The 17,916-nt window shown below is 38.8% G+C and carries 25 protein-coding genes and 1 riboswitch; of the genes, 2 read left to right on the plus strand and 23 right to left on the minus strand.

The window, feature by feature from the left end; genetic code table 11:
* Nucleotides 1–86: 86 nt before the first annotated feature.
* From CRO56_RS13670 to CRO56_RS13715, 11 genes are all read right to left on the minus strand, one after another.
* Nucleotides 87–377, minus strand: a complete 291-nt coding sequence (locus CRO56_RS13670) for a hypothetical protein (protein ID WP_097159186.1) — start codon at nucleotides 375–377, stop codon at nucleotides 87–89.
* A 212-nt stretch (nucleotides 378–589) separates the two neighbouring features.
* Entirely contained in the window at nucleotides 590–838 is a 249-nt protein-coding gene (locus tag CRO56_RS13675) for a hypothetical protein (RefSeq protein WP_097159187.1), read from the minus strand.
* A gap of 19 nt (nucleotides 839–857) precedes the next feature.
* Nucleotides 858–1,529 (minus strand): ERF family protein, encoded by a 672-nt coding sequence (locus CRO56_RS13680; protein WP_097159188.1) that lies wholly within the window; start codon nucleotides 1,527–1,529, stop codon nucleotides 858–860.
* Complete coding sequence (locus CRO56_RS23425; RefSeq protein WP_281257316.1) at nucleotides 1,526–1,657, minus strand: hypothetical protein; 132 nt, start codon at nucleotides 1,655–1,657, stop codon at nucleotides 1,526–1,528. Before CRO56_RS23425 ends, CRO56_RS13680 begins: the two co-directional genes overlap by 4 nt.
* Nucleotides 1,654–1,890, minus strand: a complete 237-nt coding sequence (locus tag CRO56_RS13685; protein WP_097159189.1) for a hypothetical protein — start codon at nucleotides 1,888–1,890, stop codon at nucleotides 1,654–1,656. Before CRO56_RS13685 ends, CRO56_RS23425 begins: the two co-directional genes overlap by 4 nt.
* Nucleotides 1,891–1,958: 68 nt before the next feature.
* Complete coding sequence (locus CRO56_RS13690; protein WP_097159190.1) at nucleotides 1,959–2,138, minus strand: hypothetical protein; 180 nt, start codon at nucleotides 2,136–2,138, stop codon at nucleotides 1,959–1,961.
* On the minus strand, nucleotides 2,135–2,383 hold the full coding sequence (locus tag CRO56_RS13695) for a hypothetical protein (RefSeq protein WP_097159191.1): 249 nt from the start codon (nucleotides 2,381–2,383) through the stop codon (nucleotides 2,135–2,137). Before CRO56_RS13695 ends, CRO56_RS13690 begins: the two co-directional genes overlap by 4 nt.
* A complete protein-coding gene (locus CRO56_RS13700) occupies nucleotides 2,364–2,651 on the minus strand; it encodes a hypothetical protein (protein ID WP_097159192.1) in 288 nt (95 codons plus the stop codon). Before CRO56_RS13700 ends, CRO56_RS13695 begins: the two co-directional genes overlap by 20 nt.
* 14 nt (nucleotides 2,652–2,665) lie before the next feature.
* Complete coding sequence (locus CRO56_RS13705) at nucleotides 2,666–3,427, minus strand: phage antirepressor (RefSeq protein ID WP_097159193.1); 762 nt, start codon at nucleotides 3,425–3,427, stop codon at nucleotides 2,666–2,668.
* A gap of 27 nt (nucleotides 3,428–3,454) precedes the next feature.
* Nucleotides 3,455–3,715 carry a group-specific protein gene (locus CRO56_RS13710; RefSeq protein WP_097159194.1) on the minus strand — a complete coding sequence of 87 codons (261 nt, stop codon included), beginning with the start codon at nucleotides 3,713–3,715 and terminating at the stop codon, nucleotides 3,455–3,457.
* A 125-nt stretch (nucleotides 3,716–3,840) separates the two neighbouring features.
* Nucleotides 3,841–4,044 carry a helix-turn-helix transcriptional regulator gene (locus tag CRO56_RS13715; RefSeq protein ID WP_097159195.1) on the minus strand — a complete coding sequence of 68 codons (204 nt, stop codon included), beginning with the start codon at nucleotides 4,042–4,044 and terminating at the stop codon, nucleotides 3,841–3,843.
* 206 nt (nucleotides 4,045–4,250) lie between these two features.
* Here CRO56_RS13715 and CRO56_RS13720 point away from each other — a divergent pair, with 206 nt between their 5' ends.
* Both CRO56_RS13720 and CRO56_RS13725 read left to right on the plus strand, forming a co-directional pair.
* A complete protein-coding gene (locus CRO56_RS13720; RefSeq protein ID WP_097159196.1) occupies nucleotides 4,251–4,865 on the plus strand; it encodes a LexA family protein in 615 nt (204 codons plus the stop codon).
* A 12-nt stretch (nucleotides 4,866–4,877) separates the two neighbouring features.
* Nucleotides 4,878–6,032 carry a site-specific integrase gene (locus CRO56_RS13725; RefSeq protein WP_097159197.1) on the plus strand — a complete coding sequence of 385 codons (1,155 nt, stop codon included), beginning with the start codon at nucleotides 4,878–4,880 and terminating at the stop codon, nucleotides 6,030–6,032.
* A 61-nt stretch (nucleotides 6,033–6,093) separates the two neighbouring features.
* Here the strand turns inward: CRO56_RS13725 and sufB are convergent, their stop codons facing one another.
* The 12 genes from sufB to CRO56_RS13780 all read right to left on the minus strand — a co-directional run bounded on the left by sufB (nucleotide 6,094) and on the right by CRO56_RS13780 (nucleotide 17,722).
* Nucleotides 6,094–7,491: a Fe-S cluster assembly protein SufB gene (gene sufB / locus CRO56_RS13730; protein ID WP_097159198.1), complete on the minus strand. Its 1,398-nt coding sequence runs from the start codon at nucleotides 7,489–7,491 to the stop codon at nucleotides 6,094–6,096.
* A 20-nt stretch (nucleotides 7,492–7,511) separates the two neighbouring features.
* Complete coding sequence (gene sufU / locus CRO56_RS13735; protein ID WP_097159199.1) at nucleotides 7,512–7,940, minus strand: Fe-S cluster assembly sulfur transfer protein SufU; 429 nt, start codon at nucleotides 7,938–7,940, stop codon at nucleotides 7,512–7,514.
* Nucleotides 7,930–9,165 (minus strand): cysteine desulfurase, encoded by a 1,236-nt coding sequence (locus CRO56_RS13740; RefSeq protein ID WP_425427206.1) that lies wholly within the window; start codon nucleotides 9,163–9,165, stop codon nucleotides 7,930–7,932. Before CRO56_RS13740 ends, sufU begins: the two co-directional genes overlap by 11 nt.
* Nucleotide 9,166: 1 nt before the next feature.
* Nucleotides 9,167–10,471, minus strand: coding sequence for a Fe-S cluster assembly protein SufD (gene sufD / locus CRO56_RS13745; RefSeq protein ID WP_097159200.1), 1,305 nt, complete (start codon nucleotides 10,469–10,471; stop codon nucleotides 9,167–9,169).
* Between the two features lie 16 nt (nucleotides 10,472–10,487).
* Complete coding sequence (gene sufC, locus CRO56_RS13750) at nucleotides 10,488–11,273, minus strand: Fe-S cluster assembly ATPase SufC (RefSeq protein WP_097159201.1); 786 nt, start codon at nucleotides 11,271–11,273, stop codon at nucleotides 10,488–10,490.
* A gap of 273 nt (nucleotides 11,274–11,546) precedes the next feature.
* Nucleotides 11,547–11,702 carry a YuzK family famiily protein gene (locus tag CRO56_RS22925; RefSeq protein ID WP_179714287.1) on the minus strand — a complete coding sequence of 52 codons (156 nt, stop codon included), beginning with the start codon at nucleotides 11,700–11,702 and terminating at the stop codon, nucleotides 11,547–11,549.
* Nucleotides 11,703–11,944: 242 nt separating this feature from the next.
* On the minus strand, nucleotides 11,945–12,316 hold the full coding sequence (locus tag CRO56_RS13755) for a carboxymuconolactone decarboxylase family protein (RefSeq protein ID WP_097159202.1): 372 nt from the start codon (nucleotides 12,314–12,316) through the stop codon (nucleotides 11,945–11,947).
* A 611-nt stretch (nucleotides 12,317–12,927) separates the two neighbouring features.
* Nucleotides 12,928–13,797, minus strand: a complete 870-nt coding sequence (locus tag CRO56_RS13760; RefSeq protein WP_097159203.1) for a MetQ/NlpA family ABC transporter substrate-binding protein — start codon at nucleotides 13,795–13,797, stop codon at nucleotides 12,928–12,930.
* 12 nt (nucleotides 13,798–13,809) lie between these two features.
* On the minus strand, nucleotides 13,810–14,478 hold the full coding sequence (locus tag CRO56_RS13765) for a methionine ABC transporter permease (RefSeq protein ID WP_097159204.1): 669 nt from the start codon (nucleotides 14,476–14,478) through the stop codon (nucleotides 13,810–13,812).
* Nucleotides 14,471–15,496 (minus strand): methionine ABC transporter ATP-binding protein, encoded by a 1,026-nt coding sequence (locus CRO56_RS13770; RefSeq protein ID WP_097159205.1) that lies wholly within the window; start codon nucleotides 15,494–15,496, stop codon nucleotides 14,471–14,473. Before CRO56_RS13770 ends, CRO56_RS13765 begins: the two co-directional genes overlap by 8 nt.
* Nucleotides 15,497–15,820: 324 nt before the next feature.
* Nucleotides 15,821–15,930: riboswitch (SAM riboswitch) on the minus strand.
* Nucleotides 15,931–16,030: 100 nt separating this feature from the next.
* Complete coding sequence (locus CRO56_RS13775) at nucleotides 16,031–16,354, minus strand: SCP2 sterol-binding domain-containing protein (protein ID WP_097159206.1); 324 nt, start codon at nucleotides 16,352–16,354, stop codon at nucleotides 16,031–16,033.
* A gap of 81 nt (nucleotides 16,355–16,435) precedes the next feature.
* Entirely contained in the window at nucleotides 16,436–17,722 is a 1,287-nt protein-coding gene (locus CRO56_RS13780; protein WP_097159207.1) for an MFS transporter, read from the minus strand.
* Nucleotides 17,723–17,916 lie beyond the last annotated feature (194 nt).

Raw genomic sequence — 17,916 nt, forward strand, 5'->3', positions numbered from 1 at the left:
CATTTTCCAACACCCCCATAATTACAAATAGCAGCATGATAACGGTTATAAACCCAATTCCAAGCCAGGTGTATTTTTCTTCATGTTCATTCATTGGTTTCACCTTCTAGGGCTTCTTTAACCATATGTCCAACCGCTCCGTGGTCTCCATACCAATGGTCAATCTCTTTAAAAGCCTTCTCATACCGTTCAATCGTTGCGTTTGCTTGTTGGAGTTGACTATCTGATATATGCAGATTTTCACTTAATAAAACTATCTCCTTCTGCTGTTCCTTTACTGTGGAGATAAGCCAAGCAATGTCTTCAAAAGTGATGTTAATAGGTAAATCCCCTAACCAATTTTTCTCAATCTGTTCTAATCGCTCTTTCGTTTCCATTTCCTTTTCCCCTTTCGAGTTAGGAGCTATAAAGCCCCTAACTCATGAAAAATTTATTAATTGGTAAACCAACCATTAACTTCGTAAAGATAACAACTTTCACTACAATACAAATCCATCTCTTTGCTATAAAATCTATTTCCGCACACTTCACAAACTCTGTTTTTCTTTGTAAATCTCCATCTTTGTTTTTTCATTCCCTCGCTCCTTTACTACATTAAATCCCTTACTACATCGTCAAACGTTACCCCAAACTCCCGTAATCTACCGAGTAAATACCGATTCGTTCTCGTAAATCGTGTCGTTTCTGCATCATACTCTCTTATGTCAGCAATCAATAAATCAATCTTGTGAAATACTTCTTCATCGGCTAAATTTCCAAGTCTCAATTTCATGTTGTCAAAAAACGATACAATCTCGTCTACTTGCTCTTGAGTTAAGTGATAAAACTCTAATTGCATAAGCCAATCCCCCCTTTTTTTATGCTCCTTGCTTCTTGTTGATTTTTTCTTCCTTCCAAGCGTTTAGGATTTTAATGCATTGATTAGCTTGTTGTTTGGTTAGGTTTTCTAAGTCGGTAAATTCGAAATTGTTCTTAACCTTTACTTTCAGAGACTCATACACGACACTTTCATCACATTTACCGTTAATGGCTAATTCTTTCACAATGGTTTTCATCAAGCCGATTTGTTTAGGTGAAGCTGTTTCCGGTTGCCCTTCGTTCCGTTCATCAGTTCCGGTATCTCCTTCTGGATCGTCACCAGTAGGAATCATGAATGCTTTCATAAGAGCGTATTTTTGCGCCCCTGTGATGGCTTTGTATACTGCTTTGTCTCCTGCGTCCTGCCCTTCTCCCACACCATGAATGACAAGTGTTTCTCCTGTGTCTCCGTCATGGAAAGTAAATTCAACCTTAACCGTTGCAATGTACTCGGTATGTCCTTTACGGTTCGTATGTTCACGTGTGGTATGTTCAACAACATTAGGCAGCATCATGACATTTTGTTCTGCTAGCACTTCACGTATTTTTTCCTGTACGTCTGATTCAGTAGCATATTTGTAATTATTAAAGCTGTTAAAACCTTTTTTTTGAATGTATTTGACTGATTTCATTACTTCGACTAGCTTAGAAACCAATTTACGTTCAGTCATTCTTCCATCACCTCTATTTCCACGTTAGCCCCTTCTTCTCTCCACTTACTGATGACAGAGAAGGGGATTTCTTTTAGTCCAGTTTCAGAAGGTACAAAGAAACGATTATTGGATTGGTAGACAATCATTTCATTTCCTCCCTGACAAAAAACTTTGCGTGGAACTTTTCTTTCCATGCCTTAACTATTCTGAATGGGAACGTGCCCTTCATTATTTCTGTTGTGCTTTGCTTAGTGCCTTCAAATAATTGTGCTAATTGTTTCCCTTCTTCCTCTGTCTTTATCTGATGTTTTGATACTTCGACATCAAATCCCAAATCTAACAGTTCTCCGACTGTAAATTCTCGATAATTTTTTTGCACTTTCTTGTCCTCCTTGTGATATAATCACACTAGATTATTTTGTTTTGGGCTTTTAGGATGGCGGTCCTTTAAGCCTTTAGTTTTTCTAAGACAGCATTGTATTGTTTAAGTAGCCTTTCTTCTTTGACGTTGCATTCTTCAAGGATTCGGATAGAATCTTTGTATTGTTCGATTTTCCGTTTATTTTCTTCTAGCTGCCTTTGGTGATAGTCTCTATCCTTTTCTATCTCCCTTATGGCTTCGTTCACGGCATTTTTCCCTCCCACTTAATTTCTATATCTGTCATGTCGTGAATCCTCACAAACCGCCATACAGTTTGTTCTATGACTTCTATCCCCTCGCGATCTACCCTATCCCGAAACTTTAAGTACACTTCATCTTCATCTGGTAAGTAACCTTCATCGTGACAATCGCATAGATAATAAAAAATATCGTCTGGCAAAGTGGATCCTGGTTCAGTCGGTAATGAGTATTTAAACCGCGGTAGAATCATCGGGTTCTCGACCATATTCATCACCTTTTAAGTCGTAGTATGTGGAAACACTAACCGGCCCATATTTCTCCGTTCTAAACCCTGCATTCCTTTCGCTTCTCCACTCGACAGGTACTAATCCAAGGGGTGATCCGAATTCAACGAATGTCTTTTGGGCGTTTTCTCTTGAGCGTTTACCGTAATTGTCCATACTGTGGAATTTAATCTCTACATCAGCACCCATTTCTAAAGCCTTCTTAATTACCTCTAACTGTGTTTCGATTGTCATTTTCATTTCCTCCCTTAATTCGCTTTATTTAAGAATTTGTTGATAAAATACATCTGACCTTTGCCAGTTACCTTTGGAGTTTTGTTGACGCTTATATGTCCGTCTGAGTGTGTTATTGATGTTTCTTTAATTTCAAATAGTTCCAGTTCCATTGATTTTTGAGTTGGCATGTTATAATCAGTGCCGTATCTTTTAATGAGATAGCCTTTATCTCTAAGCCAAGCGAACAATCTCTTCTGTCCCATTTCTACACCGTTTTGTTTAAGTAGTTTTGCAAGTTCTCCAACAAGTATTGAAGTTTTTGAACTAGCTACGCTGTCTGCAAATAATACTTTAGGTAGATTTTCTTTAATCGTTTGTTCAGCTTCTATTCTTTTAGTCTGTTCTTCTTTTAATCTAGTGGCCAAGTCTATTAGAAAGTCAGGGCTAGTTAATGCTTGCTCAAGTGTTTGCTTAGTCATGTATGCACCATGTTTGCGGATGGACGGGATTACTTCGTGCGTGATCCAGCGTTTAAATTGTTTTGCTTCCGCTTTTCGACTCCCTAAAATCAAAGAGTAAAGCCCAGGTTCATTAACAATGTTTATCTCTCCTGATAAGCCCCCTAGATTAAATCTAGTCACCTCATCAGAATCCAATCTTTTCAATGCATCCGTGGTATTTCTTATTTCCAGTACCTCACACACATCTTTTGCTACAAACCAAATTTCTTCCCCTTTTACGACTGTTCTTACGTCATTTGCTCCGTATCGAAATACATTTGTTAGTTCGTTCATTTCTCCATCTCCTGTTTTGATTTAGCCTTATTGTTCGTTTAACCAGGTAAGCAAGAATTCTTTGACTTGTCTTGCTGGAAAGTACCACTTGCCCCCTACTTTTGTTTTAGGGAATTTCGGGTGAAAGAAAAATTCCTTTTGAATGGTATTCCAGCTCATGCAAGTTCTTCTTTTAAGCTCACTAGCATCCCAGAAAACTAACTCGGCATCGATTTCCTTGACCTTTTCTTCGAGTTTTTGAAGGTACATCTTTCTGACTTCTTGCTCGTCAATCTGTACTTGGATCAAGTTCTATCACCTCTAAACTCTGAATCTCTGAAACTATTTCTTTTAAGAGCGTTTCCTTACGCTTTTGCTTTTCTTCTTCCGTCAATTACCTCACCCTTCCTTTAAAAAGTCGCCTAAACGTATACTCAATCGATAAAAAAAATGGTCCACTCTACGTTTAAGATGGTACCAAGTTGTTTTGCAAGCTCCACAGACGGCTTTCTTTTTCCATTCAGAATTCTGTTGTAATGCTGACGGGATATCCCTACCCTTCCTGCGATTTCTTCTTGCTTCATATTCATTTTAATTCTTTTTGCTTCAAGTTTTCTTTTTTCTTCCACCCTCACCATTTTTCACCTCTCTTTCCAGTCGCCTGTTCGTATACTCATAATAATCCACATATGAGCGACTGTCAACTAGGACTTTAGTATTATTTTATTAAAAACTTCTATCGCGATTTGGGTATTTAGGTCTATTTTTGTAGATTTGTGTCGCCTTTTTGTTGACACAACCAACAAACTTCCCTATTATATGTGATGGAAGGGGAGATTATCAAATGTTCGGGAAAAAATTAAGAGAATTACGCAAATTAGAAGGTTGGAAACAAGAAGAGGTGGCTAAAAAAATCGGAGTCACTAAACAAACATATAGTCATTATGAGAATGAAACAAGAACTCCAAGCCTTGGTACAATCCGTAAGTTAGCGGAAGTTTATGGTGTGGATTTAGACACTGTATTTGGTACAGATGATAGTCCAGAAATTAAGGAGAAAGGTAACGTTTATACAGTACCTTCTTTTATGTCTGTACCAATAGTAGGACAAATATCCTGTGGAAACGGGGTTTTAGCCTACGAAGATATCGAAGGCTACGAAGATGTGCCTAGCTCTTGGCTAAACGGAGGAAAGTATTTTTTCTTGCGCGCTAAAGGAGATAGTATGATTAACGCACGTATTCATGATGGGGATTTAGTCCTAATTCGTGAGCAGCCAGAAGTGGAAGACGGAGAAATAGCAGCAGTTTTAATCGATGGGGATGCTGTACTAAAAAGAGTTTATAAACAAGAAAACGGAATTAACCTTGTATCTGAAAACCCTGCTTATCCGACAAAATTCTACAGTGAAGGTGTTCAAATTCTTGGGAAGCTTAAAAAAATATTTATAAATGTATAAGGGGGAATCACTTTGGCCAGCTTCAGAAAAAGAGGGAAGAAGTGGGAATATCGTATTAGTTTTGTCGATAGACGCACAGGAAAGTCTAAGGAAAGTTCTAAGGGGGGCTTTGCTACTAAGAAAGAAGCGCAATTAGCGGCTATAGAAGCTGAACGTCAAATTCATCATTACGGTTTTGCAGAAAACGGAGACGAGTTAATCAAAGACTATGTTCTAGAGTGGCTAGAAACGTATAAGAAACCGTTTTTAAAGCCTATGACCTACTCCGTTCAAGAACGTGTTGTAAGGTTAAATATCATCCCTAGATGGGGTAATTATCGATTAAAAGAAATTACCCGCAAAGAATATCAGCAATGGATTAATGAACTGCGAGAACATTATTCAGAAGGTACGACAAGACGGATCCATAGTATTATGAACACAGCTTTAAACGATGCTGTGTATGAATATAACATTTTAAGAGAAAATCCAGCTCAGAAGATTAAAATCCCTAAAGAAACAAAACAAAACAAAGAACTGAAGTTTTTCTCTCGTGAAGAATTAGACAAATTCCTAAAAGAAGTGAAAAAACCAGTCAAAAATGCAAAATATCAACACTCAATTCAATACTATGTATTATTTTTTCTTATGTCTCATACCGGTATTCGGATTGGCGAGGCCTTAGCCTTAACCTGGGGGGACATAGATTTAGATAAAAAAACTTTAAAAGTTAATAAAACATTAGTCTATCCACTTAATTCAAAACCGAATATATCTACACCAAAAACTAAATCAAGTATCAGAGAAATAAAGTTAGATGATGAGACGGTTTACTGGTTAAAAAAACATAAAACTAACCGAAAAGAAGTTGTTCTCATGTACGAAAATTATAAGGCTCCTAAAAACAATATTGTTTTCTTCCAACATGAGGGTCGATGGCTACGTACAAACGTCGTAAGAGAATATTTCAAAGAAGTATGTAAACGCGCTAAACTTCCTGTACTATCGCCACACGCTTTAAGACACTCACACGCTGTACATCTATTAGAGGCTGAAGCCAATATTAAATACGTTTCAGAACGACTCGGACATACCAGCATAAAAATGACCGCTGACACATACCTACACGTCACTAAGAAAATTGAGGATGACGCTTTGGTTAGATATCAGCGGTATATTAATAAATAAAACTTGGGCAAATCTTGGGCAAGCCCTATTTTACTGTATCAGAAACCTTGATATACAAAGCTTAACCAATACTTCCTTCCATCTCGAACTTGATAAGACGGTTCATTTCAACAGCGTATTCCATTGGAAGCTCTTTTGTAAATGGTTCGATGAAGCCCATTACAATCATTTCAGTGGCTTCTTCTTCGGAAATACCGCGGCTCATGAGGTAGAATAGCTGCTCCTCAGAAACCTTTGAAACCTTCGCTTCGTGCTCTAAAGAAATGTTATCATTTAGAATTTCATTGTATGGAATCGTATCGGATGTTGATTGGTTATCCATGATAAGCGTGTCACATTCGATGTTAGAACGGGCACCGTCTGCTTTGCGGCCAAAGTGTACTTGACCACGGTATGTTACTTTACCGCCTTGTTTAGAGATCGATTTTGAAACAATGGTAGATGATGTGTTTGGTGCCAGGTGAATCATTTTCGCACCTGCATCTTGGTGTTGCCCTTTGCCGGCAAGAGCAATAGACAAGGTCATACCGCGAGCTCCTTCTCCTTTTAGAATAACAGAAGGATATTTCATCGTTAATTTAGAACCAATGTTTCCGTCGATCCATTCCATTGTTGCGTTTTCTTCGCAAACTGCACGTTTTGTAACGAGATTATATACGTTGTTTGCCCAGTTTTGAATCGTTGTATAACGGCAGTAACCGTCCTTTTTAACGATAATTTCTACAACGGCACTGTGTAGTGAGTTTGTTGTATAAACAGGTGCTGTACAACCTTCAACATAGTGAACAGATGCTCCCTCGTCTACAATAATAAGAGTCCGTTCGAATTGTCCCATGTTTTCAGAGTTTATACGGAAATATGCTTGTAGAGGTGTATCAACTTTCACACCAGGAGGAACATAGATAAAAGATCCGCCTGACCAAACTGCAGAGTTAAGCGCTGCGAATTTGTTGTCAGTTGGAGGAATTACTTTAGCCCAGTGTTCCTTAAAGATATCTTCATTTTCTCTCAACGCAGAATCTGTATCTTTAAAGACGATTCCTTGTTGTTCGAGTTCTTCCTTCATGTTATGGTATACAACTTCCGACTCGTATTGAGCAGAAACCCCTGCCAAATACTTTTGCTCAGCTTCCGGGATACCAAGCTTGTCAAACGTACGCTTAATTTCTTCAGGAACTTCATCCCATGAACGCTCAGACTTTTCAGAAGGCTTTACGTAGTACGTGATTTCATCAAAGTTTAGTCCGCCTAAGTCTCCGCCCCATTGTGGCATTGGCTTAGCGTAAAAATGCTCTAGGGATTTCAAACGGAAATCAAGCATCCATTGAGGTTCGTTTTTCATTTTTGAAATTTCTTCAACGATTTCGCGTGTCAGACCGCGTTTAGAGCGGAAAATGGAAACGTCACGGTCATGAAACCCGTATTTATAATCGCCGATTTCAGGCATTTTCTTTGCCATCCGTCATTCCTCCATTCTTTCTATTCTTTCAAACCCTTTTCCATTGCCTTCCATGCGAGGGTTGCACATTTAATTCTCGCTGGGAATTTGGAAACACCTTGCAGTGCTTCTATATCACCTAAATCGATTGAATCGTCGTAGTCTTTGCCTTGCATCATATCAGAGAAGACTTCAGATAGTTTTAAAGCTGTCTGAATCTCTTTCCCTTTAATGATTTGGGTCATCATAGAGGCAGAGGCCATTGAAATCGAACAGCCTTCTCCCTCAAACTTGGCAGCCTTGACTATACCATCTTCCACATTCATAGTGAGATGAATTCTGTCACCACAAGTTGGGTTATTCATGTCGATGGTTAATGTCCCATTTTCAAGCTGCCCTTTATTTCTAGGGTTTTTATAATGATCCATAATGACTTGACGGTATAAAGCATCTAAATTATTAAAAGACATCTGAAAAATACTCCTTTGCTGTGACAAGCCCTTTTACTAATTTGTCAATGTCATCTTTGGTGTTGTATAAGTAAAAGCTTGCCCGAGCCGTTGCTGAAACATTCAGCCATTTCATTAAGACTTGAGCACAGTGGTGGCCCGCACGAACTGCAATCCCTTCTGCATCGAGGACGGTTGCCACATCATGCGGATGAACATCTTGAATATTAAAGGTAACCAGACCGGCCCGTTTTGCCGAATCGATTGGTCCAAAAATCGTAATACCTTCTATTTCTGACATTTTATGCAATGCATACTCCGTTAAACTATGCTCATGCTGCGAGATATTTTCCAACCCGATTTCTTCTAGGAAATCAATCGCAGCACCTAAACCGATCGCACCTGCTATTATAGGTGTGCCCGCTTCAAACTTCCACGGGAGCTCTTTCCAGCTGGAATCATGAAGACCGACAAAGTCAATCATTTCTCCGCCGAATTCAACCGGCTCCATTTCCTCTAACAGATGCTTTTTCCCATATAATACGCCGATTCCGGTTGGACCGCACATTTTATGTGAAGAAAACGCGTAAAAATCAACATCCAAATCTCGAACATCGACACGGATATGCGGAGCTGCCTGAGCACCGTCTACTACCATTATAGCACCATTTTCATGAGCAATCTTTGTAATGTCTTTTATTGGATTGATGGTTCCTAATACGTTTGATACGTGGGTAACAGAAACTACCTTTGTATGAGGTGTAATCGTTTCTCTTACCTTATCTAAATTAAGCGTTCCATCTTCTTCTAGCGGGATATATTTTAATGTCGCACCTGTTTTCTTAGCAACCTGCTGCCAGGGAATCAGGTTACTGTGGTGCTCCATGTAAGTGATGACAATCTCGTCACCCTCTTTTACATGTTCCCTTGCGTAACTGACTGCAACCGTATTAATAGAAGTTGTTGTCCCTCTAGTAAATATAACTTCTTCCGTTGAGGAAGCGTTGATAAAGGCACGAACCTTTTCTCGTGCTCCTTCATATCGGTCAGTCGCTTTCGTCCCTAGTGTGTGAACACCACGGTGAACGTTTGAGTTATAGCCTTCATAGTAGTCATCTAATGTTTGAATGACAGATAAAGGTTTTTGGGATGTAGCCGAACTATCTAAATACACTAAAGGCTTTCCATTTACTTCTTGATTCAAGATTGGAAAAAGCTGCCGGACATCCTGCATAGAAATTGCCATTCTAATGCACTTTCCTTTCAATCACTTCCACTAGTTGTTTTTTAACACCTTCAATTGGAAGTTGATTCACAACAGGAGCTAAGAAACCAAAGATAATCAGTTTTTCTGCCTGTCTTTTGCTAATTCCGCGACTCATTAGATAATATAATTGAATCGGGTCTACACGGCCAACAGAAGCAGCGTGTCCAGCCGTTACATCATCTTCATCAATTAACAGAATTGGGTTTGCATCTCCGCGGGCTTTTTCACTTAGCATTAAAACGCGTGATTCCTGTTGAGCATCTGATTTAGAAGCACCGTGTTCGATTTTTCCGATTCCATTAAAAATAGAAGAAGCCTCATCCTTCATTACACCGTGTTTAAGGATATGACCGTTTGAATTTTTACCAAAATGAACAACTTTGGTAGTAAAGTTTTGTTTTTGGTCACCGCTTCCAACAACTACGGATTTTGTGTCACCATTGGAACCATCTCCAATTAGGTTTGTCACATTTTCTGAAATGGTATCCCCATCGTTCATAAATCCAAGCGCCCATTCAATTGTCCCGTCTTTGCCAGCAACTCCACGTCGGTTTACATAAGTAGTCGTTCCATGTGCCAGGTTGTCAACAGCTCCAAATGTAATGCGGGCGTTTGTATTGGCGATTACCTCAGCAATAATGTTAACGATTGCTTTTGATTCATCTAAAGGTGAAATGTAGTTTTCTACATATGTCACGGATGAATGGTCGTCTGCCACAACTATTACGTGGTTAAATAAGGAAACATTTGCGTCATCATGAATATAAACTGCCTGAATCGGCTCTTTAATCTCCACATTTTTAGGAACATATAGGAATGCTCCTCCGTTCATAAAAGCAGTATGAAGAGCCGTTAATTTATGCTCATCTACGTTTACGCCATTGACCATAAAGTATTTCTTTAAAATCTCTCCATGCTCTCTGGCAGCCGTAAAGATGTCTGTGAAAATAACACCCTGATCCTTCAGCTCAGGTGAGAGCTGCAAGTAGGCAGGCTGATTATTTTTTTGCACATATAAATTTTTTTGCTCTTCCAAATTGATTAACGCTTTAGCGACATTAGGAAGCTCCTCAAAGTTTTGGAATACTGCACCATTGGAAGTAAGCTCTTCAAATTGTGTAAAATTCCATTTATCTATTTTGGTTTTATCTGGTTTTGGAAGAGGAAGAGATTGGCTAAGCTCTAATCCCTTTAAACGCATTTCCAAAAGCCAGTCAGGTTCTTTTTGTTCTTTTGAAAAAGTGCGAATATACTCTGCGTCAAACCGTTTAATATCCAACGTCATTTCAATCCTCCTAGATTTACGCTTCTTGTTCTACAGTTTCGTCTTCAATACCAAGTTCTTTTTTGATCCAGTCATATCCCTCTGCTTCTAAGCGCTGAGCAAGTTCAGGACCTCCGGATTTAACAATTCGTCCTTGCATCATAACATGTACGTAATCTGGAGTAATGTAGTTAAGTAATCGTTGATAGTGAGTAATGATTAGGCATCCAAACTCATCACTTCTCATTTCATTGATTCCTTTTGATACAACCTTTAATGCATCTATGTCTAATCCAGAGTCAATCTCATCTAAGATCGCAATCTTAGGCTCGATCATCATAAGTTGAAGAATTTCGTTGCGTTTTTTCTCTCCGCCTGAAAATCCTTCGTTCAGATATCGTTGTGCCATATCTGGATCCATTTCTAGTAATTCCATTTTTTCATCCATTGTGCGAATGAACTTCATAAGTGAAATTTCATCGCCTTCTTCACGGCGGGAATTAATGGCCGAACGTAAAAAGTCAGCATTGGTAACACCGCTAATTTCACTTGGATATTGCATTGCGAGAAATAGTCCGGCACGGGCTCGTTCGTCTACTTCCATTTCCAAAACATTTTCTCCATCTAATTCAATCGTTCCTTGAGTGACTTCATATTTAGGGTGACCCATAATAGCTGAAGAAAGAGTAGATTTACCAGTACCGTTTGGTCCCATGATGGCATGAATTTCGCCACCTCTAACTTCAAGGTTAACCCCTTTTAAAATTTCTTTTCCATCGATTTCTACATGTAAATCTTTAATTGTTAAAGCAGAACCAGCCATATAACATATACCTCCGTTTTCTATCTCTTAATAGAAGAGTGATTCTCAGTTTATTCTCATTACAATCTTATAACAAATAAAAAATGTTAGCAACACATACAAACTGTATGATTCTCCTCACACTTTACCATAGATAAGCTATGAAGTCTCCCCTTTTGCAGGGCTGATTTTTCAGAAAAAATAAGGTGGTTTTTTTCTTTTTTAATGTAACCTAAAATTTAAAAAAACCAGTCTATATTAAAGTGATAGACTGGTTACCATTATTTACTTCCTTTATGATTTTATTGCAAAATGGTCGAGATGAGCGAGCATTTGCCTGCTTAGAAAATATTCCTGTTCCCGTTTCTTTTCTACTCTCATTCTTACATCATGCTTTTGACAATAGACCTCATAGCCAATCCCGTGGGCTTGATGCATGGCCTTTTCCATTTCGGTCGTTACCTTTAATTGAAGAGGCTGAATAATGAATCAATCCTTTCATTTTTCAAAACTTAAACACGGTTATCATGTTATCATGGCGGAGTTTTGACGACAATTTTGAAATAACGGCAAATTCTTTGCAATTAACCGGTAAATGGGGATGAGAGTAACTAACCTCCCGGATTCACACAATTTTCCTTATTTCCTCCATATATAAGCTTGACATACAAAAAGCCCCTTATAAAAGGAGCTTAATGCATTTGCTGACCTAGTTCTTTGATGGCTTCTTGGACCAGTGTAACCCCTTGGCTTAAAGCTGCACCACCGCCAAACGCGGCAGTTACTCCAATCACTTCTAATATTTCTTCCTCAGTGCATCCCTGATCTAAGCAGCCCTTTGTGTGGTAAATAATGCAATATTCATCTTGAGAATAGAGACTGATTCCAAGTGCGATAAGCTGCTTTTGTTTTTGGTTAAGAGTTCCTTCCTGAAAGCACGTCTGAGTAAATTCATTAAACCTATGAACAAGGTCAGGCATTTTTTCGGTATAGGCACCAAGACCAACCTTATATGCATATAGTGAATCGGTTACTGAATTTCTTGTTTGATTATGCTCTTCCATTTGCTTCACACCTTTCAAGGCAATTTCATAGGTAGTATGAAGCAGGTGGATATTTAATATACGTTTAGGGGTTTTGTTTATAATTGTGCTTGTTTATAACTATTCTCTAGCTCTCTAGCATGATTAAGTCCTATATAACCTTATCAAGGACAATTTAATCGCTTTAACATCCGATTTCATCTTTAGGAGCGTTTATCAAGGACTTTTCTTCTTGTTTTTTATCCAGTTTGGTCCTTTAGAAGCTCTTTCAAGGACTTTTCTTCTTGTTTTTTATCCAGTTTGGTCCTTTAGAAGCTCTTTCAAGGACTTTTCTTCTTGTTTTTTTTCCAGTTTGGCCTTTAGAAGCTCTTTCAAGGACGATTCCTCTTGTTCTTTATCCAGTTTGGTCCTTTAGAAGCTCTTTCAAGGACTTTTCTTCTTCTTTGCCATTCAATTCAGTCCTTTAGATTCTCTTTTAAGGACGTTTCTTCCTCTTTCCAATCCAGGTTGGTCCTTGAAAAGGTTTATGAAGGACATTTGCCCGCTCATTTTCTTACTAGTGCCCTGTATCACTCTCTTCCAAAAGCAAAAATCCCGCTGCTGCTCTTAACAGCCACGGGATTTAAAATCAATTATTCTCCAGAAACCGGTACAACTGCACCGCCGTATTCTTCTAAAATAAAGTTTTGAATTTCTTCAGAGCGAAGAACCTCAATCAATGTTTGAATCGCTTCAGAATCTTCATCACCTGAACGAACAGCAATTACGTTGACATATGGAGATTCACTATTTTCAAGAGCGATTGCGTCTTCAACAGGGTTTAGTCCATTATCGATTGCATAGTTAGAGTTAATTAAAATTGCATCCCCTTCGCCTTCCTCGTACAGTTGTGGCAGGAGAGCGGCTTCATAATCGTATTCGAACTGAAGGTTTTTTGGATTTTCTACAATGTCTTTCACTTCAGCAGCTGTTTTTTCAACATTTTCATCTAACTTAATAAGACCCTCATTTTCTAGCATCGTTAAGATACGGCCATGATCAGGAATTGAGTTACTCATAATAATCACAGCACCATCTGGTAAATCCTCAAGGCTGTCATATTTCTTAGAGTAGACACCGATTGGCTCAATGTGGATGCCGCCAGCATTAACAAAGTCATAACCATGTTCCGCAATTTGAGCTTCTAGGTAAGGAATGTGCTGGAAGTAGTTTGCATCCAAAGTTTCGTTATCAAGGTCTTGATTTGGAAAAATATAATCTGTGTATTCCTCGATTTGAAGTTCAATTCCCTTTGCTTCAAGAAGCGGTTTAGCCTTCTCTAAAATAACAGCGTGAGGCACGTTAGAAGCTCCCACAACTAGTGTTGTAGTCTCTTCTTCGGCAGCATCATTATTCGCATCTCCATTGCCTTCTGCACCTTCATTTTCATTGTTTGCAGTGCCACATGCAGCTAAAACAAGGGCAAAAGAAAAAATGAATATAAGTGAAAACCATTTTTTCATTTCTTTCTCTCCTTATCGTTTGTCTAAAATTTTTGTTATAAAATCTCCAATAAATTGGAGGACGAACACAATGATTAGTACGAGAATTGTGGCTGCCAAAGTAACGTCTTCCCGGCTGCGCTGGAACCCGTCTAAATACGCCAATGTTCCAAGTCCGCCGGCACCAATTACGCCAGCCATCGCAGTATACCCTACAAGGGCAATTGCGGTAACAGTTATTCCTGAAACTAAAGCAGGCATTGACTCAGGAAGCAGCACCTTCCAAATAATGGTCGATGCCTTTGCGCCCATTGCCCGGGCTGCCTCAATGACACCTTTATCTATTTCTCGAAAAGCAATTTCGACCATTCTCGCGTAAAACGGAGCTGATCCAATGATGAGTGCCGGCAGCGCACCATTTGGCCCGCGGACCGTACCCATCAGGAATTTTGTAAAACCAAGCAATAACACAATCAATATGATGAATGGGATCGATCTGAAAATGTTGACAAACCCAGATGTTACGACATTGACCAGACGGTTTTCCCATAGGTTTCCTTTTGACGTTAAAAATAATAATAGTCCTAATAAAATTCCAAAGATAAAGGTAAAAACAACAGAAATTCCTGTCATATATAACGTTTCTTCTGTTGCCACCCACATATTTTCCCAGTCAACATTAGGGAACCATGTGCTAAGCATTTGTTAACACCTCCGTCCCCACTTGCTCTTTCTCTAAGAAGGATAGAACCTTTTCAATATCCTGATCAGCCCCATTTAAATGGATGAACAAGGATCCATATGAACCATGCTGTGTGTGCGAAATTTTCCCCTGAAGGATATTAACCGAAACCGGATATTCACGAATAATCGAAGTGATGACAGGTTTCTCTGCACTTTCACCAACAAAGGAAAGCTTTACAATTTTTCCTTCTGGATATTGTTTAATTAAATGATCAATCGTTTCTCTAGCCTCTTCTGGTTCTGTTACCTGCTGAACAAATCGTTTGGTTACAGGCTGCTTCGGATTTTTAAATACATCTAACACAGAACCAATTTCTACGACCGAACCCGCTTCCATGACGGCTACACGGTGGCAGATTTTTTGAATCACATGCATTTCATGTGTAATTAACACAATAGTTAGCCCTAGTTTTTGATTAATATCTACAAGTAATTCAAGAATAGAATCTGTGGTCTGTGGGTCAAGTGCTGAAGTGGCCTCATCACATAACAACACTTTTGGGTCATTGGCCAGTGCTCTTGCAATCCCTACTCTTTGTTTCTGACCGCCGCTTAGCTGAGACGGATAAGCTTTCTCTCTTCCTTCAAGTCCAACAAGTTTAATGAGTTCATTAACTTTAGCAATCCGTTCTTTTTTCGGAATACCTGCAATTTCTAATGGAAAAGCTATATTATCAAAAACCGTTCTCGACCATAGTAAATTGAAATGCTGAAAAATCATTCCGATCTTCTGTCTTGCCAGACGCAGGTCTTTACCTTTAATGGATGAGATGGTTTTCTCGCCCACTTGGATCTCTCCATCTGTTGGTTTTTCCAATCCGTTCAGCATTCGAATAAGTGTACTTTTACCAGCTCCGCTATAGCCGATTACACCGAAAATCTCACCATCTTTGATTTCGATGTTAACATTATTAACAGCTTTAATCGTGCCTTGCTTTGATTTAAATAATTTGGATACCTTTTGAATCGAAATCAATTTCGTTCACCCTCCCTTTTTTCTTAGTATTCGTATAAAAATAATCAGTTTAGTAGTCAGAAGAAAGAGTACTTTTTTCCAATCATTAAAGAACACTTGGCTAGCGACAAGCCTTTAGGCGCAGGCGATTGGCTAGTTGCACTTATCACGCTCGGAACATGTAAAGCTTGTCTAGGACATCCTGTCAGCCGTACTTTATTCCTAAAAATTGTAACTACGCCGAATTTACTTCTTTGCCTAAAATTTTATACACTTAAAGTGCAAAAAAGCCTTTCTGCACACAAATGAGCAGAAAGGCTTTTACACATGATGTAAACTTCCTTCCCCTCATCTCTCAAAGCATCTTGCTTTGCGTGAATTGGCACCATTTCAATACGCACATTGACGGTTGCCGGGTTTCATTGGGCACTTCCCTCCACCTCTCTCGATAAGAGAAAACAACAGTATATTAAATTTTTAATAGATATCAAAAAACAATACGAGAGTAATAGTATCACGGTGTTTTTTACATGTCAAATAAAAAAATTGAAAAAACTATGACTTATTTAACCAGCAAAGTGATTCTAATAACAAAACGGTGCGATAGGTTCCTTTAATGCTAATTTCTCTTTGTTTAAATAAGGTTTGCAGCATCTCAGTTCCGGCTAAAAGCTTTTGAATCGATTGGGCATTTCCGCGCACTGATACATCGGGCTCTGTCTCTGACTCTACTTTTTCACATTTGTCTTTTGCAAGAATAAAGTTTATTTTCTCCTCATCACTCTCAATCGAGACGATCGTTTGATATGGAGGAATGAGCAAATGCAAATCAGTTCGATCCTCTAATCGGTCTAACCATGATAAAACTTTCTCTTTCATTTGAATACTCCCCCTCTTAAAATCGATACTTTAAGATTTCGGTTAGGAGGGAAAAATATCCTTTTATAAATGTTCGACAACTTATCCGGCTGTATTACTAACTTCGACTTTTTGACTGTTAGCAAGGCGTTCAAAAAAAGAACTCCTAAGCATGAAAAAGAAGTAAAAAGAGCCAATCACATACAATACAGCTGTTATTGAAAATACTGCCGCATATCCCCAGTATGCGCCGTATTGAATCACGATTCCGGTAGAAACCGGCCCCATTACAGCCCAGCCTAAATTGAAGACCATTTGGTTGACTGAGTTAGCGAGCCCTTTCATCTCATTATCAACCTTTCCCATAACAAGTGAAGCCTGAATAGGATTTCCGGCATTCATAAGGGCCTGGCGGAATAAAAAGGCTACCCCAGCCACCCATAAATGCTGCGTATAGGCTGTTATTAATAAGAACGGAAGGGATAAAAGCTGAAGGTAAAAAACGGCGTTGACTTCCCCTACTCTTTTTACAACAGCCGGACCGATAAACATTGCAATCGCCGTTGCAGCCTGGCCGCCGGATATAATCAGACCCACAATCGACGGACTTGCCTGGAAGCGATCAGCAAAATATAGATTTAGGTAAGGGATAACAAGGCCTGCACCAAATCCAATTAAAAGCTGGGAAAATGCAAAAATAGCAATTAATATTAAACTGTTTTTCTTTTCTTTCCAATTTTGTACAGTCGGTATTCTTTTTTCGGATTTATTTTTCCTTATTTTTGCCGTTTCTTTTAATAAAAATAGAGGAATGACACTTACAAAGAAAAGGATACTGCCTAAAAGCAGGGTCCATCGAATCGCCAGTAATTCTGACATGAACAGGGAGAGAAAATCAGTTAGCCCGCCGCCTATTAAATTCCCGATAACATTCGAAGCAGTCATAACAGCAAAGTGAAAGCTAAACAAATGGACTCGTTCCTGAGGTGTCGAGTTTTCCGCTAACCATGGGACAACGGAAACCTGAAAAAAGGCCATGACCCCCCCTGTTAAAAACGCAAACAAGAGCAGCAGGTTCTCCATTTCAAAAATTCCCCGAAACAATAAGGAAACGGCGGCCATAAAGGAACCAACGATCATAACCTGTTTCCGGCTCGTTCTATCACTAATGATCCCTGCTGGAATTAAAACAATCGCTGTGGCTAGTGAAGTTAATGCAATAACTTGCCCATTTACTTCTTCATTATAGCCTAGCTCACGCACGTAAAAATTATAGATGACAAGGAAGATCCCCATGCCAATTTGTGAAAGAATATTAGAAGCTTGGGCAAGCTTAACATTCCGGTGATATCCTTTATATTGTTTGACCCAACCGTTTATAAACACCATCAGAAATTTCGCCTTTCGAATTATTAATCTCTACCTAATAATATGAACTTTTGAAGAGTGTGTAAATGAAAAAATATTAAATTTTGGAAAATTAATTTTTCTGAAACGCTGTTTTCGCAAAGATTGTTGTTTTCGAAAAGGGTTGTTGATTTATCCAATAAATAACATATAATGGAAGAAAGGTGTTCTTCAAC

It is taken from the genome of Bacillus oleivorans (assembly GCF_900207585.1).
Taxonomy (GTDB): domain Bacteria; phylum Bacillota; class Bacilli; order Bacillales; family JC228; genus Bacillus_BF; species Bacillus_BF oleivorans.

What these genes read in the sequence shown, in the direction of transcription:
- CRO56_RS13670 (WP_097159186.1), bottom strand. Translation starts at nt 377, where the DNA reads ATGGAAACGAAAGAGCGATTAGAACAGATTGAGAAAAATTGGTTAGGG.
- CRO56_RS13675 (WP_097159187.1), bottom strand. Translation starts at nt 838, where the DNA reads ATGCAATTAGAGTTTTATCACTTAACTCAAGAGCAAGTAGACGAGATT.
- CRO56_RS13680 (WP_097159188.1), bottom strand. Translation starts at nt 1,529, where the DNA reads ATGACTGAACGTAAATTGGTTTCTAAGCTAGTCGAAGTAATGAAATCA.
- CRO56_RS23425 (WP_281257316.1), bottom strand. Translation starts at nt 1,657, where the DNA reads ATGATTGTCTACCAATCCAATAATCGTTTCTTTGTACCTTCTGAAACT.
- CRO56_RS13695 (WP_097159191.1), bottom strand. Translation starts at nt 2,383, where the DNA reads ATGATTCTACCGCGGTTTAAATACTCATTACCGACTGAACCAGGATCC.
- CRO56_RS13700 (WP_097159192.1), bottom strand. Translation starts at nt 2,651, where the DNA reads ATGACAATCGAAACACAGTTAGAGGTAATTAAGAAGGCTTTAGAAATG.
- CRO56_RS13705 (WP_097159193.1), bottom strand. Translation starts at nt 3,427, where the DNA reads ATGAACGAACTAACAAATGTATTTCGATACGGAGCAAATGACGTAAGA.
- CRO56_RS13715 (WP_097159195.1), bottom strand. Translation starts at nt 4,044, where the DNA reads ATGGTGAGGGTGGAAGAAAAAAGAAAACTTGAAGCAAAAAGAATTAAA.
- CRO56_RS13720 (WP_097159196.1), top strand. Translation starts at nt 4,251, where the DNA reads ATGTTCGGGAAAAAATTAAGAGAATTACGCAAATTAGAAGGTTGGAAA.
- sufB (WP_097159198.1), bottom strand. Translation starts at nt 7,491, where the DNA reads ATGGCAAAGAAAATGCCTGAAATCGGCGATTATAAATACGGGTTTCAT.
- sufU (WP_097159199.1), bottom strand. Translation starts at nt 7,940, where the DNA reads ATGTCTTTTAATAATTTAGATGCTTTATACCGTCAAGTCATTATGGAT.
- CRO56_RS13740 (WP_425427206.1), bottom strand. Translation starts at nt 9,165, where the DNA reads ATGGCAATTTCTATGCAGGATGTCCGGCAGCTTTTTCCAATCTTGAAT.
- sufD (WP_097159200.1), bottom strand. Translation starts at nt 10,471, where the DNA reads ATGACGTTGGATATTAAACGGTTTGACGCAGAGTATATTCGCACTTTT.
- sufC (WP_097159201.1), bottom strand. Translation starts at nt 11,273, where the DNA reads ATGGCTGGTTCTGCTTTAACAATTAAAGATTTACATGTAGAAATCGAT.
- CRO56_RS22925 (WP_179714287.1), bottom strand. Translation starts at nt 11,702, where the DNA reads ATGGAAAAGGCCATGCATCAAGCCCACGGGATTGGCTATGAGGTCTAT.
- CRO56_RS13755 (WP_097159202.1), bottom strand. Translation starts at nt 12,316, where the DNA reads ATGGAAGAGCATAATCAAACAAGAAATTCAGTAACCGATTCACTATAT.
- CRO56_RS13760 (WP_097159203.1), bottom strand. Translation starts at nt 13,797, where the DNA reads ATGAAAAAATGGTTTTCACTTATATTCATTTTTTCTTTTGCCCTTGTT.
- CRO56_RS13765 (WP_097159204.1), bottom strand. Translation starts at nt 14,478, where the DNA reads ATGCTTAGCACATGGTTCCCTAATGTTGACTGGGAAAATATGTGGGTG.
- CRO56_RS13775 (WP_097159206.1), bottom strand. Translation starts at nt 16,354, where the DNA reads ATGAAAGAGAAAGTTTTATCATGGTTAGACCGATTAGAGGATCGAACT.
- CRO56_RS13780 (WP_097159207.1), bottom strand. Translation starts at nt 17,722, where the DNA reads ATGGTGTTTATAAACGGTTGGGTCAAACAATATAAAGGATATCACCGG.